Raw genomic sequence first — 13,823 nt, forward strand, 5'->3', positions numbered from 1 at the left:
TCGTGCTGCATCGTCAGGACGCGAAGTTGTGGTTGATCCAGATCAGCACGCTGGAGATAAAGCAAATCTAGACTGATGCATCCGAAAGGGACGCATTCCATGGTTGATCCGCTGCTCGTCGACCTCTCCCGCCTGCAATTCGCGCTGACGGCTCTCTACCATTTCCTGTTCGTCCCGCTGACGCTGGGCCTCTCGATCCTGATCGCGATGATGGAGACGGTCTTTGTCATGACCCGCCGGACGATCTGGCGCGACATGACCAAGTTCTGGGGCGTGCTGTTCGGGATCAACTTCGCGCTTGGCGTCGCGACCGGCATCACCATGGAATTCCAGTTCGGGATGAACTGGGCCTATTACTCGCATTATGTCGGCGACGTGTTCGGCGCGCCGCTGGCGATCGAGGGCCTGATGGCCTTCTTCCTGGAGGCGACCTTCGTCGGCCTGTTCTTCTTCGGCTGGGACCGGCTGTCGTCGCGTGCGCATCTCGTCGTCACCTGGCTGATGGCGCTGGGCACGAATTTCTCCGCGCTGTGGATCCTGGTGGCCAATGGCTGGATGCAGAATCCGGTGGGTGCCGTGTTCAATCCCGACACGATGCGCATGGAGGTCACCGATTTCATGGCGGTGATCTTCAACCCCGTGGCGCAGGCCAAGTTCGTGCATACGGTCTCGGCCGGCTATGTCTGCGCCGCCACCTTCGTTCTCGGCGTCTCCGGCTGGTACCTGCTGAAGGGGCGGCATGTGCAGCTCGCCAAGCGCTCCTTCGTCATCGCGTCGGCCTTCGGCCTGGCCTCGGCGCTGTCGGTCATCGTCCTCGGCGACGAGAGCGGTTACGCCCTTACCGACAACCAGAAGATGAAGCTCGCCGCGATCGAGGCGATGTGGGAGACGGAGCCGCCACCGGCTTCCTTCACCGCCATCGGCATCCCGAGCCTGGCCGACCGCAAGACCCATTTCGCCATCCACATCCCCTGGGTGATGGGGCTGATCGGCACGCGCTCGGTCGACACCCCGATTCCCGGAATCAACGAGCTGGTGCAGCGGGCCGAAGCCCGCATCCGCGACGGGCTGATCGCCTATGACGCGCTCGAGAAGCTCAAGGCGAACCGCGACGACGGCGTGGCCCGCGCCGCGTTCAACGTGTTGTCCAAGGATCTCGGCTACGCACTGCTGCTCAAGCAGTTCGTCGCCGATCCGCGCCAGGCTACGGAGCAGCAGATCAAGGACGCCGCCTGGTCGACCGTGCCGGGCGTGCCGTGGCTGTTCTTCGGCTTCCGCCTGATGGTGGCCTGCGCCTTCGTGCTGCTCGGCGTCTTCGCGGTTTCGCTCTGGCACACGATCCGCGAATCCGAGGCCCCGCGCTGGCTGTTCCGCATGGCGCTGCTGGCCATGCCGCTACCCTGGATCGCCATCGAGGTCGGCTGGTTCGTCGCCGAATTCGGACGGCAGCCCTGGATCATCGAGGGCGTGCTGCCGACCTTCCTCGCGACGTCGCAGCTCGGCGTCTACAACCTCGTCCTGACCATCGCCGGCTTCACCCTGCTCTACGGCACGCTTGCCGTCATCGAGGTCAGGCTGATGCTGGCCGCGATCCGCAAGGGACCCGACATCGCCGATGTGATCGAGGGCTTCCGACCCGGCCAGCGGCCGATGGCCCCCTATCCCGCCGAGTAACCGCACGCCGGCAAGGAACACGACGATGATCGATTTCCTGTTCTCCTACGAAACGCTGCGGCTGGCCTGGTGGGTGCTGCTCGGCGTCCTGCTCATCGGCTTCGCCGTGATGGACGGTTTCGATCTCGGCGTCGGCACGCTCCTGCCCTTCGTCGCGCGCGAAGATATCGAGCGGCGCGTCGCGATCAACACCGTCGGACCCGTCTGGGAAGGCAACCAGGTCTGGCTGATCCTGGGCGGCGGCGCGATCTTCGCAGCCTGGCCGGCGCTCTATGCGCTGAGCTTTTCCGGCTTCTACCTGGCGATGTTCCTCGTGCTCAGCGCCCTGATCCTGAGGCCGGTCGGCTTCAAGTATCGCTCGAAGAAGCCCGATCCGGCCTGGCGCGAGCGCTGGGACTGGGCGCTGTTCATCGGCGGGGCCGTGCCGGCGCTCATCTTCGGCGTCGCCATCGGCAACACGCTGCAGGGCGTGCCCTTCCACTTCACCCCGGATCTGAGGCCGATCTACGAAGGCAATCTCTTCGGCCTGCTCAACCCGCTCGCACTCTATTGCGGCCTGGTCTCGCTGGCGATGCTGACCATGCACGGCGCGGCCTGGCTGGCCTTCAAGGCCGAAGGCGTCGTCGCCGACCGCGCGCGGCGGCTCGGCGCGGTCGCCGCGGTGGTCACCGCCCTGCTCTTCGCCGGCGGCGGCGTGCTGGTCTGGCTCGGCCTGCTCGGCGGCTATCGCGTGACGTCGCCGATCGTTTGGGACGGGCCGTCGAACCCGCTGCTCAAGGCCGTCGTCGCCGATCCAGCGGCATGGCTCGCCAATTTCCGGACCTACCCCGCCCTGTGGGCCGTTCCGACGCTCGGGATCGCCACGCCGCTGCTGGCCGCCATCGGCTTCGGAGCGCGGTGGGAAGGCCTGACCTTCCTCGCCTCCAAGCTCGGCGTCGCCATGATCGTCGCGACCGTCGGCGTCGCGATGTTCCCGATCCTGCTGCCCTCGAGCAGCAATCCCGGCCACTCCCTGACGGTCTTCGACGCCTCTTCGAGCCGTGCGACCCTGCGGAACATGCTGATCGCGACGGTGATCTTCATGCCGCTGATCCTCGCCTACACGGCCTGGGTCTATCGCGTGCTCTGGGGCAAGGTCACCGAGAAGGGCGTCGAGGACGCCGGCCAATCCGCCTATTGAACAGCACAGGACCGGATACGCGCCATGTGGTATTTCGCCTGGATACTGGGCCTCGGCCTCGCAGCCTCCGTCGGCATCCTGAACGCGCTCTGGTACGAGCTGCGCACCGTCCGCGAGGAGCCGGAGAAGGCGGTCCCGCTGCCGACACCCTGAAGCATCGCATGTCCGACCGGGCGCGATCGCGGCGGTCGACCTGATCGATGCCGCATCGGAACCGACGACCAGCTTGCCAAAGCCGCGCGCAGGATCACGCCGGCTTCAGGCGCAGATCCGGCATTAGCGAACGAGGCGGGCCCGCATGCCGTCCGCGATCTTCTCGGCCAGCATGATAGTGGGAATGTTGAGGTTGGCGCGCGGGATCGTCGGCATGATCGAGGCATCGACGACATGCAGCCCCTGGATGCCATGCACGGAGGCATCACGTGGATCGGTTACGGCCTCCACGTCATGAGACGCGCCCATCCGGCAGGTGCCGCTGGGATGCCATTGCCCGAAGGCTTTCGCGACCAGATGATCGTCGAGCGCGGCGCGATCCCGCACGAGCGCCTCAAGCGATTGTCCGCCGCCGATCATCCGGTGCGCAAACGGCTTGCGCAGGAACGGCAAGGTATCGAGCAACGCGCTCGCGCCGGCCGTCAGCGCGTAATTGCCGAGATTGCGCTGCCCGAGCCGCTTGGCCCAGCCACCATAGCTCGAAGGCACCGCGGCCGTGAGCTGCGCGGACAGCGGCGCGGTCCCCGCAAGCCGCGCCATCATCTGCACGGCCGCGGCCAAGCGTACCCGATCCGAGGCTTCGGCCAGAAAGTTGAAATTCGCGACGGGAATGATCCCGCCACCGGTTCTCTCCAGCATGACGCGCCCGCGCGAGGCCGGCTTGTTGATCCAGGCGATGAAGGTCGCGATGCGCTCGCCGAGCGGGTGCCAGGCGGATTTGGCGGCCGCCATCATGAACATGTCCGACATCTGCGCGCCGACGCCTGACGAATAGCGCAGGCCGAGATGGATATGGCGGCGCGTCGTGTTCTTGAGTCGCGCCCCGGGTTTCAGCATGGCGGAAACCGAAATGCCGGGATGTTCCTGCAGGTTCAGCCCGACGCCGGGCAGGTTGTGACGCGGCGCGATGCCGAGCGCGTGTAGCTCGGCCGCATCCCCGATGCCCTCCCGCAGCAGAATGGCGGGCGATTGTAGCGCCCCGGCGCTCAGGATCACCTGTCGAGCCGCGATATTCTGCATCTCCGGACCGCGTCTCAGGCGCAGGCCCGCGATCGTGTTGGCATTCCAGCGCAGGCCGACGACCTCGGCTTCGGTCATGATCGTCAGGTTGGGGCGGCGCCGGACCTCTGCCGTGAGATAGCCGCGCGCCGAAGACACCCGGTGCCGGCCGTCGTTCGAAAGCGTCATCGGAAAGACGCCGTCGCCGAACTCGCCGTTCTGATCGATCAGGCGGGGATAGCCGAGCGCCAGGATCGCTTCCTCCGTCGCGGTCGAAAAGCCGGGCCAAAGCGGGCGGGGAATGCGGTGGATGGGGATCGGGCCGTCCTGCCCATGCAGCGGGCCCGCGCAATCGAGATCGCGTTCGAGCTTGCGGAAATAGGGCAGCACATCGTCCCAGCCCCAGCCGGCCGCGCCGAGCGCCGCCCATTCGTCATAGTCGTCCGGCGTGCCGCGATTGGCGACCTGGCCGTTGATGCTCGACCCGCCGCCCATGATGCGGGCCTGTTCGTAGAGGCGCGGCGCCGGCCAGGTTTCGGCCGCATTATGGCTGAGCGGCCGGGTGCGGGCCATCAAAGCGGGCCAATGGTTGCGCGGATCGAAGGCGGCAAGGCCCGGATACATGTCGAGGATCGGCGCCGGCTCCTTACCGGGCTCGAGATCCGGCCCCGCCTCGACAAGCAGGACCTTCGTCGCCGGATCTTCCGAGAGCCTGCTCGCCAGCACGCATCCGGCGCTGCCGGCGCCGACGATGGCGAAGTCGAAGCTCATCGCCCGGGAAGCCCGGCGACGTGCGCCAGAAAAGCGGCGAGACCTGCCTCGGCCACCTCCGCATCCTGTGCCGTCGAGCCGGAGCTGATGCCGATCCCGCCGACCACTTCTCCGCTCTCCGGGAGGGTAAGCGGCAGGCCGCCAGCCAGAATCGTGACACGGCCGTAATGCTGGGTGTTGACGCCGAACCCCGGCGAACCGGGCTGCGCCGCCTCCCCCATGGCGGCCGTCGGGCGGCGGGCGCCGGCCGCGGTGAACGCCTTGTTGATCGCGATCTCGATCGCCATGAACTTGGCGCCGTCCATCCGCCGGAAGGCGACGAGATGACCGGCGCCGTCCACGACCGCGATGTTCTGCGGCACGCCCATCGCCTCCGCCTTGCGGGCCGCAGACTCGATCAGGATTTGCGCTTCCTCAGCGCCGATATGCCGGGTCAGGTTCATCTCAGCCGATCCAGAAGCCGCCATTGACGTCGAGGGTTGCCCCGGTGAGGTAGGACGCGTCGTCCGAGACCAGGAAGGCGACGGCGCGGCCGATCTCGGCGGGGTCGGCGAGTCGACCCATCGGGATCGCCTGCGTCACCTTCTCGCGCATCTCCGGCTTCATATGCGTCCGGATGAGGTCGGTATCGACGACGCCCGGCGCGATCGCATTCACGGTGACGCCGGTCCTCGCCATCTGGCGGGCGAGCGTGCGCGCGAAGCCGAGCATGCCGGCCTTGGTCGTGGCGTAATGGATGCCGCCGTTCATCGCGCCCTGATGGGCGACGATCGACGACATGCAGACGATGCGGCCCTGCCCTCGCTCGATCATGCCCGGCAGCACGGCCTTCGAGAACAGGAAGGCGCTCTTCAGGTTCACCACCATGAAGCGGTCCCACTCCTCTTCCTCCAGCTCGAGGATCGGGACAGCGCGATCCTGCCCGGCATTGTTGACGAGGATGTCGATCCGCCCGAAGGCGGCGATGCCCGCTTCGACGACGCGGCGGACATCGGCAGCGGCGGATGCATCGCCCGGCGCGGCCAGCGCACGCTCGCCCAGCGCCGCTGCGCGCTGCCGCGCGAGACCTTCATCGATGTCGTTCACAATGACAGCGGCACCGCGCGCGGCCAGCGCATCGGCGATGGCGCCGCCGATGCCGCGCCCGGCACCGGTGACGAGGGCGACGCGCCCGGCGAGCGGGCTCGTTATCGAGGATTCCGACATGCGGCTCAGCCTTTTACGGAGCCCTTGGTCAGGCCGGAGACGATCAGACGGCCGAGCAGGGCGAAGACGACGAGGATGGGGATGATGGCAAGGGTGGCGGCAGCCGTGAGCGGCCCCCATTCGCGACCGAAGAAGCCGATGAAGCCGTAGATCAATGGCTGGATCGGCCTGAGCCAGGGCGCATCGACCATCACCGAGCCGGCGACGAACTCGTTCCAGGAGCCGACGAAGGCGAGCGTGCCGGCCGCGCCGAGTGCCGGCCGGGCCAGCGGCAGCATGACATGGCGCAGGATGCCGAAGCGGCTGGCGCCGTCGATGACCGCGGCTTCGTCGAGTTCGCGCGGTATGCCTTCGATGGTGCCCTTCACCACCCAGATCGCCATCGGCAACTGGTGGGCGGCATAGATCAGCGGCAGCGCGAAAGGCGTGTTCACCAGCCCGAGCCGGACGAAATAGACATAGTTCGGGATGAGCAGGGCCGCGGCGCCGAGCGACAGCGGGATGCTGGCGACGACGAGCAGGAACAGGCTCTGCCGGAACGGGAACTCGAAACGGTCGAAGGCATAGGCCGCCGGCAGGGCCAGCGCGAGCGCCATCACCACCGCGGCGCCGGCATATGCGAGGCTGATCGCGAAGCTCTGGACGAATCCGGCGGCAAAGACGCGTTCGTAATGCGCGCTCGTCGGCGAGAAGCCGGCGAATTGCGGCGGCGTCGCGAAGATGACGGCTTCCGGCTTGATCGAGGTCAGCACGCCCCAGACCAGCGGCAACAGGTTGAGCAGCATCAGCGCCGCGACAGGGAGCAGCACCAGCAGCGCCCAGACCCGATCGATCGGTGGCCGGCCCGGCGCGCTCACGTCTCGCCGTGTTGCTGCGGGGATGGCGAGAGTGCTCATCACGCCTTCCACTTGGTGAAGCGGACATAGGCGATGACCAGCGCGATATTGCCGGCGAACATCAGCAGCGCCAGCGCGGTGGCGCCACCGAGGTCGAAATTGACGAAGGCGCGCTCATAGACCTCGATCGCCAGCACCCGTGTCGCGTCTCCCGGCCCGCCGCCGGTGGTGACGAGCGGCGTCTCGACGGTGTTGATATTGGAAAGCGTCAGCACGATCGCGACGAGCAGCAAGGGCGTCTTCAAAAGCGGCAGCGTGATGCGGCGGAAGATCTGCCAGCCATTGGCGCCGTCGATGCGGGCGGCTTCGGTATAGTCGTCGGGAATACCTTTGAGGCCGGCGAGCAGGATGATGACGGCGTAGCCGATGCGCTTCCAGACCGAGATCGCGACCAACAGCGCCATGGCGCCGGTCGATGTCGTCAGCGGCTGGAATTCGTTGACGCCGACGGCCTTCAGCGCCCAGGCGGCAAGGCCGATATCGTTGAGGAAAACCCAGCGGAAAAGCAGCGCCGCGACCACGGTCGAGATGATCCAGGGGATGATGACGATCATCTGCGCGACGAAGGCGAAGCGCGGTGCGAGCCGGTTGATCCAGACCGACAGCGCCAGCGCGATGACGATCGTGACGGCGACCGATGCGCCGGTATGGACGAAGGTCCGGCCGAGCGTCGCCAGCAGTTCCGGCTCTTCGAAGAGCTTCGTGTAGTTGTCGAAGCCGGAGAAACCCGTCGGGGCGCCGTACTGGATCCGCTGCATGCTGAACCAGCCGCCGTAGAAGACCGGCGCGAACAGGACGAGGCCGAGCAGCGCGAAGGCCGGCGCGATATAGCCATAGCTGTTGAGGGAACTGCGCATCTCGCCCCGGTCAAATTGATACGGGCCTGCGGGAGCGGCGGCCTGCGCCGCCCCCGAGCGGCCGGCTAGCGGCCGTTGCGGCGGTTGAAGTCGCGCTCGGCACGCTCCAGCGCGGCCTGCGGCGTCGCGCCGTTGGTGACGACCTCCTGCGCGGCCTTGTTCAGCGCCTGCCGATAGCCGCCGACGCCGAAATCGATGGGCGCCAGCCAGCCGGCGGTCGCGGAGCCCCGGCCGGCGATGGCGAGATATTCGTTCGCAGGATCGGCGAAGAAGCTCGCGAGTGCCTTCGGCGTCGAGGCGAGCGCCGGCGTCTGGCCGCCCTTCTCGACCCAGAGCTTGTCGGCCTGGGGGCCGTTCATGAAATCCATGAACTTGCCGGCGAGATCGATGTTCTTGCCCTTGGACCACGCACCCACGGCCCAGCCTGCCATCACGGCCGGCGAGTGCGGTTTGCCGTCGACGCCTGGAACCAGCATGAAGCCGATCTTGTCGGCGCCAAGGCGCGCCTGCAGCGTCGAGAAGCGGACGCTCGCGCCGGTGATCATCGCGGCCCGGCCGGCGCTGAACTGCTCGTAGACGTCGTCGCTGGTCCAGGTCGTCGCCTGTTTCGATGTAACCTCGTGCTTCATCACCAGTTCGGTCTGGATGGTCAGCCCCTCGATGCCCGCCGGCGTAGCGAAACGGGCGCGCCCCTTCTCGTCGAAGAGCGTCCCCTGCCTGGCGAGCAGATATGACGTGACGATCTGCGGGTCCGGCTGGCTCTCGCTCCAGCCCTGGCCGAAGCCGTAGCGCGTGACGGCGCCACTCGCATCCTTGACGGTGAGCTTCTTCGCTGCCTCGGTGAAGGCGGGCCAGGTCGTCAGGCTGGCGGCATCGATGCCGGCTTCCTTGAACAGGTCGCGACGGTAATAGAGCCCGATATAGTTCCGCGAGGTGAACAGGCAGTACTGCTTGCCGCCGACATTGCAGAGGTCCCAGTAAGGGCCGGCATTGTCCTTGAGTTGCTCGGGCGACCATTTGTCGACGAAGAGCGGCTTGAGATCGGCCAGCGCGCCCGACTTGATCGCCTCGCCAAGCAGGTCCGTGATCACCCAGACGATGTCCGGCGCGGTGCCCTGCTGCGCGGCCGCCATGAATTTCGGCGTCATCTGGTCCCAGACCTGCGTCTCGACCACGACCTTGGCGCCGGGATTGGCGGCCTCGAAGGCCGAGATGATCTCGGCCAGCGCCTTCTCGCGCGGCGCGTTGCCGGTAGGGTTGAGGAAGGTCCACATCCGGATCGTCTGCGCCTGTGCGCCGGCGATCCCGGCCGTGAGAGAGGCCAGCGCAAGGCCTCCCAGCAGCGTCATGCGCCTCGTCCAACGGCGTCCCATGGTCGTTCTCCCCTGATGATTCTTATGTTCTGTCGGCTTCGGCGACTGCTTCGCCCTGGGCTGCGATGTCCCGCAGCGCTCCGTCCAGCGAGCGGCCGAGGTGCAGCCTGATCGCTGTTGCGAGCGCCGCGGCGTCGCGACCGGTCAGGGCATTGATGATAGCGGCGTGCTCGGCGCGTTCGCTGGCGAGGCGGGCCCGCCAGCCGTCGAGGCCGCGCTGCACCCAGGCGCCGAGAAGCTGCATCTGGATGCCGTGATAGATCGTTGCGAGCAGGCGATTGCCCGAGGCCTCTACCAGCGTCTGGTGAAAAAGGGCGTTGAGCTCGATATGCCGACGATGCGTCAGCTCGCCCGGCGCGTCGAGCGCGTGCTGGATCTCCTCCAGCCGGCGCAGGAGCGCGCCGCCCTCCCCGCGCGTCACCACCGCGATCGCGAGCTCCCCGGCGTTGAGTTCGAGCCCGAGCCGGACCTGCCAGAGCTCGGCGACATGCCGCGGCGAGGGCGTCCGGATCCGATAGCCGCGGCGGGGCGTCGCCTCGATGAACCCTTCGGCGGCGAGCCGCTGCAAGGCCTCGCGGACGGGCGTCAGGCTGACCTCGAAGCGATCGGCCAGCTCCTGCAGGATCAGCCGGCGGCTGGCGGCAAGATCGCCGAACAGGATGGCCTCGATCAGGCGCCGGTAGATGCCGTCCGCGACGGTCTCGCCCGGGCCTTCCGGCGGATCGACGAGGAAGATGCTGCTGTCACTCGGCTGCATGACGCGCTCCCCTTGCGGCCGGTCCGAGCGCATAGGCTTCGAGCTGGTCGGGCTTCGGCACGGCGCCGTGGCCGGGCAGATCCTGCGCCGTGAAGACGCCGTCCGCATAAAGCAGCGGCTCCTGCGTCAGCTCGTCCCGCAGCGGGTTGAGCAAACGGTTCGCCTCGTAGCGCGTGAAACTCCTGGCGGCGCGGCAGGCATGCAAAGCCGCCGAGACGCCGACGGCCGATCCGACGCCATGGGGCGCCAATGCGAGCCCATGCTTGGTGCAGAGCGCATCGACGGCCAGCAAGCCGGTGACCCCGCCCGCCCGCGTGATATTGGGCTGCACGATGTCGAGGGCGCCGGCTTCGACGAAGCGAGTGAACTGGGCAATGTCGAACTCGTTCTCGCCGGCCGCGATCGGCACCGGCGAGGCCTTGCGCACCTTGGCCAACGCATGAGGGTCATCGGGCGCGATCGGCTCTTCCAGCCAGGCCACGCCATGCGGGGCGACCGCTCGCGCGACCTCGATGGCCTCGTCGACGCCATAGGCGGCGTTGGCATCCAGCATGATCGGCATGTCGCCGCCGAGCGCCTGCCTGAGCGCGGCGACATGGGCCGCATCGGCCTGCGCGCCGCGACCGACCTTGAGCTTGACGCCGTCATAGCCCTGCTCGGCAAAGGCCACCGCGCGCTCGGCGGATTCGGCCGGCGTCGGCAGGAAGGGAACGGAGCCGACATAAGCCGTCACCGAGCCCGGCTCTGCGCCGAGCATGCGGCACAATGGCTGGCCGGCCACGCGCGCCTTGAGATCCCACAAGGCGATATCGACGCCGCTCAGCGCTTCCATGGCAGGGCCTCGCGTCTGGCCGAGCGCAAAAAAATAGGTCTTGAGGTCGCGAAGCGCGGCAGCCGGCTCGTCGAGTTCGATGTCGGCGAGAGCCGGCGCGATCACCGCCTCGATCAGCGACGAAGCCATACCGGGATGAGGCAGCCCGAAGGCTTCACCCCAGCCGCTTTCACCGTTTTCACCGATGGCCTCGACGAGCGTCGAGTACTGGCCGCTGCGCTCGATGCGCTGGAAATGGGCGGCAGGCCGCCGCAGGCTCGGCGGCACATGCTCGATGCCGCCATAGATCGCGGCAAAGGATGCATGCAGCACATGGGCGCGGACGCCGACCAATCTCATCAATGCTTCCTCAATTTTCATATTTTATAAAATATGAAATCGAAGACTGTCAATGGGACTGGTAGCTGCTGGTTCGCGAGGAAACCGAGGGAAGTCGCTTCCTTGTAAATTCCAGAGCAATCAGGCCTGACCACCCCTGCCCTGGCCAGATCGATTGGCTTGAACGTCAGCGTCAGCCTTCACGGCCACCTGTCGGCTGCGACGAGTTGCTCGTCGCGGTCAGGTCACGCGGCAGGATCGCTCCATCTGCCGCCCTGTCACCGGGTCGCGATAGCTGCGTTGATGGCAACCTGCCTCGCGCTCGCGCGTCGCTTCCGCGGCGACGAGCAGGCAGGCGATCATGAGTGCCGTAGCGATCAACAACGAGACCCAGACACCGTGCAGAATGGACGAAGCGGCATGCCCCCTCCGCGCCCGCTGCACCCCGCGTTCTTCCGCGCCGTTCGGGTGGGCCGCCATAGCGCTCATGAATGCAGCGCTTTCTCGATGACGAACAAGAAGTAGGGCACGGAGATCGCCAGCACGCAGCACAAGGCCCGGCCTGTCGCGACAACGAGGTCGGAGCGGCGCAATGCGATGATGCGGCGTGATCGCCGAGAACGGGCGGATGAGAGCGTCATGGAGGAAGCATCGATATTAGTGGGAATTATTCCCACATAGATCTCGCCGCTTGTCACGTCAAGAGGGTCGCTGAAATTTGTGGGATTGTATCCCACATTGGAAGAGTCTAAATGTCGCCACATGTCGGACGCAGCTCAGGACCCCACCGCCGATAAGCTCTATCCGCCGCTGGCACGGCTGCTGCGCCCGCTGGTGCGGCTTTGCATCCGCGCCGGGATGACCTTTCCGGCGCTGTGCCATTTGCTCCGCGAGCTCTACGTCAACGTGGCGGAGTACGATTTCGCCCTGCCGGGCAAGGAGCAGACGGACAGCCGCGTCAGCCTGCTGACCGGAATTCACCGCAAGGAGGTCAGCCGCCTGCGCGGTGCAGGGGCGCCGGTCAATGCGGTGCCGGCGTCGGTTTCACGCACGGGCGCGATCATCGCGCGCTGGCTGGCCTCGCCGCGCTATTGCGACGCCGCCGGGACGCCCTCCCCGCTGCCGCGCACGGCTGATGCCGGCAAGCCCTCCTTTGAGGAACTCGTGGCCTCGGTGACGCGGGACCTGCGCCCGCGTGCCGTTCTCGACGAATGGGTCGACCGCCGAATCGTCACAATCGACGCCGAGGACCGGATCGCATTGGCCGAAGCAGCCTTCATTCCCCAGCACGGCGACGACGACAAGTTGTACTATTTCGGCAGAAACCTGCACGATCATCTCGCTGCCTCGGCTGCCAATGTGCTTGCCGCCAAGCCGCCTTTCGTCGAGCGCTCGGTGCATTACGACGGACTTTCGGCCGAGCTGGCCGAGCGTCTAGAAGCCCGCTCACGCGAACTCGCGCTGGAGATGCTGCAACAGCTCAACCGCGAGGCCAACGCCGCCTGCGAACGCGATGCCGGCGGCGATCATCGCTGGAACTGCGGTGTCTATGTCTTCCGCGAGGAGGTCCCCGACGCAGCCCCGGCCGAGGGCAACCAGGGATGAGCGGCCGCCTCGCATTGACGCGCCGGGCGCTGCTGGCCTTTCTCGGCAGCGCGGCGGCCTGGCGCCCGGCCATCGCCGCGCCGGAGCGACCCCGCGATGTCGGGATCGGCGGCACGGGCTTCGCGCCGGAAGGGAGCGCCGGCTCCGATCGCGGCATCGGCGGCACCGGCTTCGTCGGCACGATCCAGCGCTTCGGCAGCATCATCGTCAACGACAGCCGCATCGCCTATGCGCAGGATGTGCCGGTCACCATCGACGGTCTCGTCCGCAGTGCCCGCGACCTGCGCATCGGTCATGTCGTGCGCGTCGTCGCGCGGCCGGACGCGGGTGGCCTCGTCACGAATACCATCGCCGTCGAGCGGGAGGTCGTCGGGCCGGTTACCGCGGTCTATCGCGATGGTTTCGACGTGCTCGGACAGGCCGTCCAGATGCGGTCAGGCGAGCCCTCGAAGCGCTGGCGCAAAGGCGAGCATGTCGCCGTCAGCGGCCTGCGCCGGCTGGACGGGACGATCGTCGCCAGTCTGGTCGAGCCTTCCGCCCAGCAAGCCATGCGCGTCGTCGGCGTCGTGGAGCAAGATGACGATGGACTCTGGATCGGCGGCCTCAAGCTGCTCGATACCGATCCGGCTCTCGTCGGGAGTCGGATCGCCGTATCGGGCCGGATCGCGCGTGGCGGATTGCGCGTTGACGAGGCCGCGCCGGCCTCGCCTCTACCGGCGGGCAGCGCCTTCTCGGTCGAAAGCTATGTACGCGGTGTCGAAGGTCGGCTTCTGCTCGGCTCCGGCCTTGCCGTTCGCAGCGAGGCCTTCGGCTACGCGGTCTCGCCCTGGCGGGATGTTCGGGCCGTTCTGGACGGCCGCATCGGCCCCGATGGAATGCCCAGCATCGACAACCTGCGCTTCGCGCTGACGAATAGCGAAGGCGCGGGGAATGCCGGCAGCCCGGCTGGACCGCAATTCGCCGGACCGAACGGATTTGGTCCGGGAGTGTTTGGTGGAGCGCCGGGAGGGCCTGGGGGACCGGTCAATCCCGGCGGCGCAGGACCAGGCGGTCGCGGGGCGCCAGGTGGCACCGGAGGACCCGGCGGCGGCCCCGGCGGAGGCGGTCCCGGTGGGGATGGCCCGGGCCGCTGAGCCGTCTGG

General features: G+C 67.3%; 14 protein-coding genes. 5 read left to right on the forward strand and 9 right to left on the reverse strand.

The genetic code is table 11. The features are described from left to right. Window positions 1–99: 99 nt before the first annotated feature. From OCUBac02_RS15495 to cydX, 3 genes are read left to right on the forward strand one after another with little or no spacing between them, the layout of a single operon-like run. Window positions 100–1,674 carry a cytochrome ubiquinol oxidase subunit I gene (locus OCUBac02_RS15495; protein WP_173046818.1) on the forward strand — a complete coding sequence of 525 codons (1,575 nt, stop codon included), beginning with the start codon at window positions 100–102 and terminating at the stop codon, window positions 1,672–1,674. Window positions 1,675–1,699: 25 nt separating this feature from the next. Continuing rightward, window positions 1,700–2,854, forward strand: a complete 1,155-nt coding sequence (gene cydB, locus OCUBac02_RS15500; protein ID WP_173046820.1) for a cytochrome d ubiquinol oxidase subunit II — start codon at window positions 1,700–1,702, stop codon at window positions 2,852–2,854. A gap of 24 nt (window positions 2,855–2,878) precedes the next feature. After that, entirely contained in the window at window positions 2,879–3,007 is a 129-nt protein-coding gene (gene cydX / locus OCUBac02_RS15505; RefSeq protein ID WP_047577817.1) for a cytochrome bd-I oxidase subunit CydX, read from the forward strand. Between the two features lie 123 nt (window positions 3,008–3,130). On the opposite strand, the gene OCUBac02_RS15510 is transcribed toward cydX, so the two are convergent. From OCUBac02_RS15510 to OCUBac02_RS15550, 9 genes are all read right to left on the reverse strand, one after another. Next, window positions 3,131–4,837: a GMC family oxidoreductase gene (locus tag OCUBac02_RS15510; protein ID WP_173046822.1), complete on the reverse strand. Its 1,707-nt coding sequence runs from the start codon at window positions 4,835–4,837 to the stop codon at window positions 3,131–3,133. Continuing rightward, window positions 4,834–5,280, reverse strand: a complete 447-nt coding sequence (locus OCUBac02_RS15515; protein WP_173046824.1) for a GlcG/HbpS family heme-binding protein — start codon at window positions 5,278–5,280, stop codon at window positions 4,834–4,836. Before OCUBac02_RS15515 ends, OCUBac02_RS15510 begins: the two co-directional genes overlap by 4 nt. Window position 5,281: 1 nt before the next feature. Next, window positions 5,282–6,043, reverse strand: a complete 762-nt coding sequence (locus OCUBac02_RS15520) for an SDR family NAD(P)-dependent oxidoreductase (protein WP_173046826.1) — start codon at window positions 6,041–6,043, stop codon at window positions 5,282–5,284. A gap of 5 nt (window positions 6,044–6,048) precedes the next feature. After that, window positions 6,049–6,939 (reverse strand): carbohydrate ABC transporter permease, encoded by an 891-nt coding sequence (locus OCUBac02_RS15525; RefSeq protein ID WP_173046828.1) that lies wholly within the window; start codon window positions 6,937–6,939, stop codon window positions 6,049–6,051. Continuing rightward, window positions 6,939–7,796: a carbohydrate ABC transporter permease gene (locus tag OCUBac02_RS15530; RefSeq protein WP_047581011.1), complete on the reverse strand. Its 858-nt coding sequence runs from the start codon at window positions 7,794–7,796 to the stop codon at window positions 6,939–6,941. The genes OCUBac02_RS15525 and OCUBac02_RS15530 overlap by 1 nt, the downstream gene beginning before the upstream one ends. Before the next feature lie 65 nt (window positions 7,797–7,861). Next, the gene (locus OCUBac02_RS15535) at window positions 7,862–9,145 is read right to left on the reverse strand and encodes an ABC transporter substrate-binding protein (protein ID WP_173046830.1); all 1,284 of its coding nucleotides are present in this window, start codon (window positions 9,143–9,145) and stop codon (window positions 7,862–7,864) included. A 46-nt stretch (window positions 9,146–9,191) separates the two neighbouring features. Further along, window positions 9,192–9,926 carry a GntR family transcriptional regulator gene (locus OCUBac02_RS15540; RefSeq protein WP_173046832.1) on the reverse strand — a complete coding sequence of 245 codons (735 nt, stop codon included), beginning with the start codon at window positions 9,924–9,926 and terminating at the stop codon, window positions 9,192–9,194. Then, entirely contained in the window at window positions 9,913–11,097 is a 1,185-nt protein-coding gene (locus OCUBac02_RS15545) for a mandelate racemase/muconate lactonizing enzyme family protein (RefSeq protein WP_173046834.1), read from the reverse strand. The genes OCUBac02_RS15540 and OCUBac02_RS15545 overlap by 14 nt, the downstream gene beginning before the upstream one ends. A 219-nt stretch (window positions 11,098–11,316) precedes the next feature. Beyond that, window positions 11,317–11,565, reverse strand: a complete 249-nt coding sequence (locus OCUBac02_RS15550) for a hypothetical protein (RefSeq protein WP_173046836.1) — start codon at window positions 11,563–11,565, stop codon at window positions 11,317–11,319. Between the two features lie 273 nt (window positions 11,566–11,838). On the opposite strand from OCUBac02_RS15550, the gene OCUBac02_RS15555 reads away from it, so the two are divergent. Together OCUBac02_RS15555 and OCUBac02_RS15560 are read left to right on the forward strand one after the other, a co-directional pair. Further along, window positions 11,839–12,681: a DUF6502 family protein gene (locus tag OCUBac02_RS15555; protein ID WP_173046838.1), complete on the forward strand. Its 843-nt coding sequence runs from the start codon at window positions 11,839–11,841 to the stop codon at window positions 12,679–12,681. Then, the gene (locus tag OCUBac02_RS15560) at window positions 12,678–13,814 is read left to right on the forward strand and encodes a hypothetical protein (RefSeq protein ID WP_173046840.1); all 1,137 of its coding nucleotides are present in this window, start codon (window positions 12,678–12,680) and stop codon (window positions 13,812–13,814) included. The genes OCUBac02_RS15555 and OCUBac02_RS15560 overlap by 4 nt, the downstream gene beginning before the upstream one ends. Window positions 13,815–13,823 lie beyond the last annotated feature (9 nt).

It is taken from the genome of Bosea sp. ANAM02 (assembly GCF_011764485.1).
Classification (GTDB): domain Bacteria; phylum Pseudomonadota; class Alphaproteobacteria; order Rhizobiales; family Beijerinckiaceae; genus Allobosea.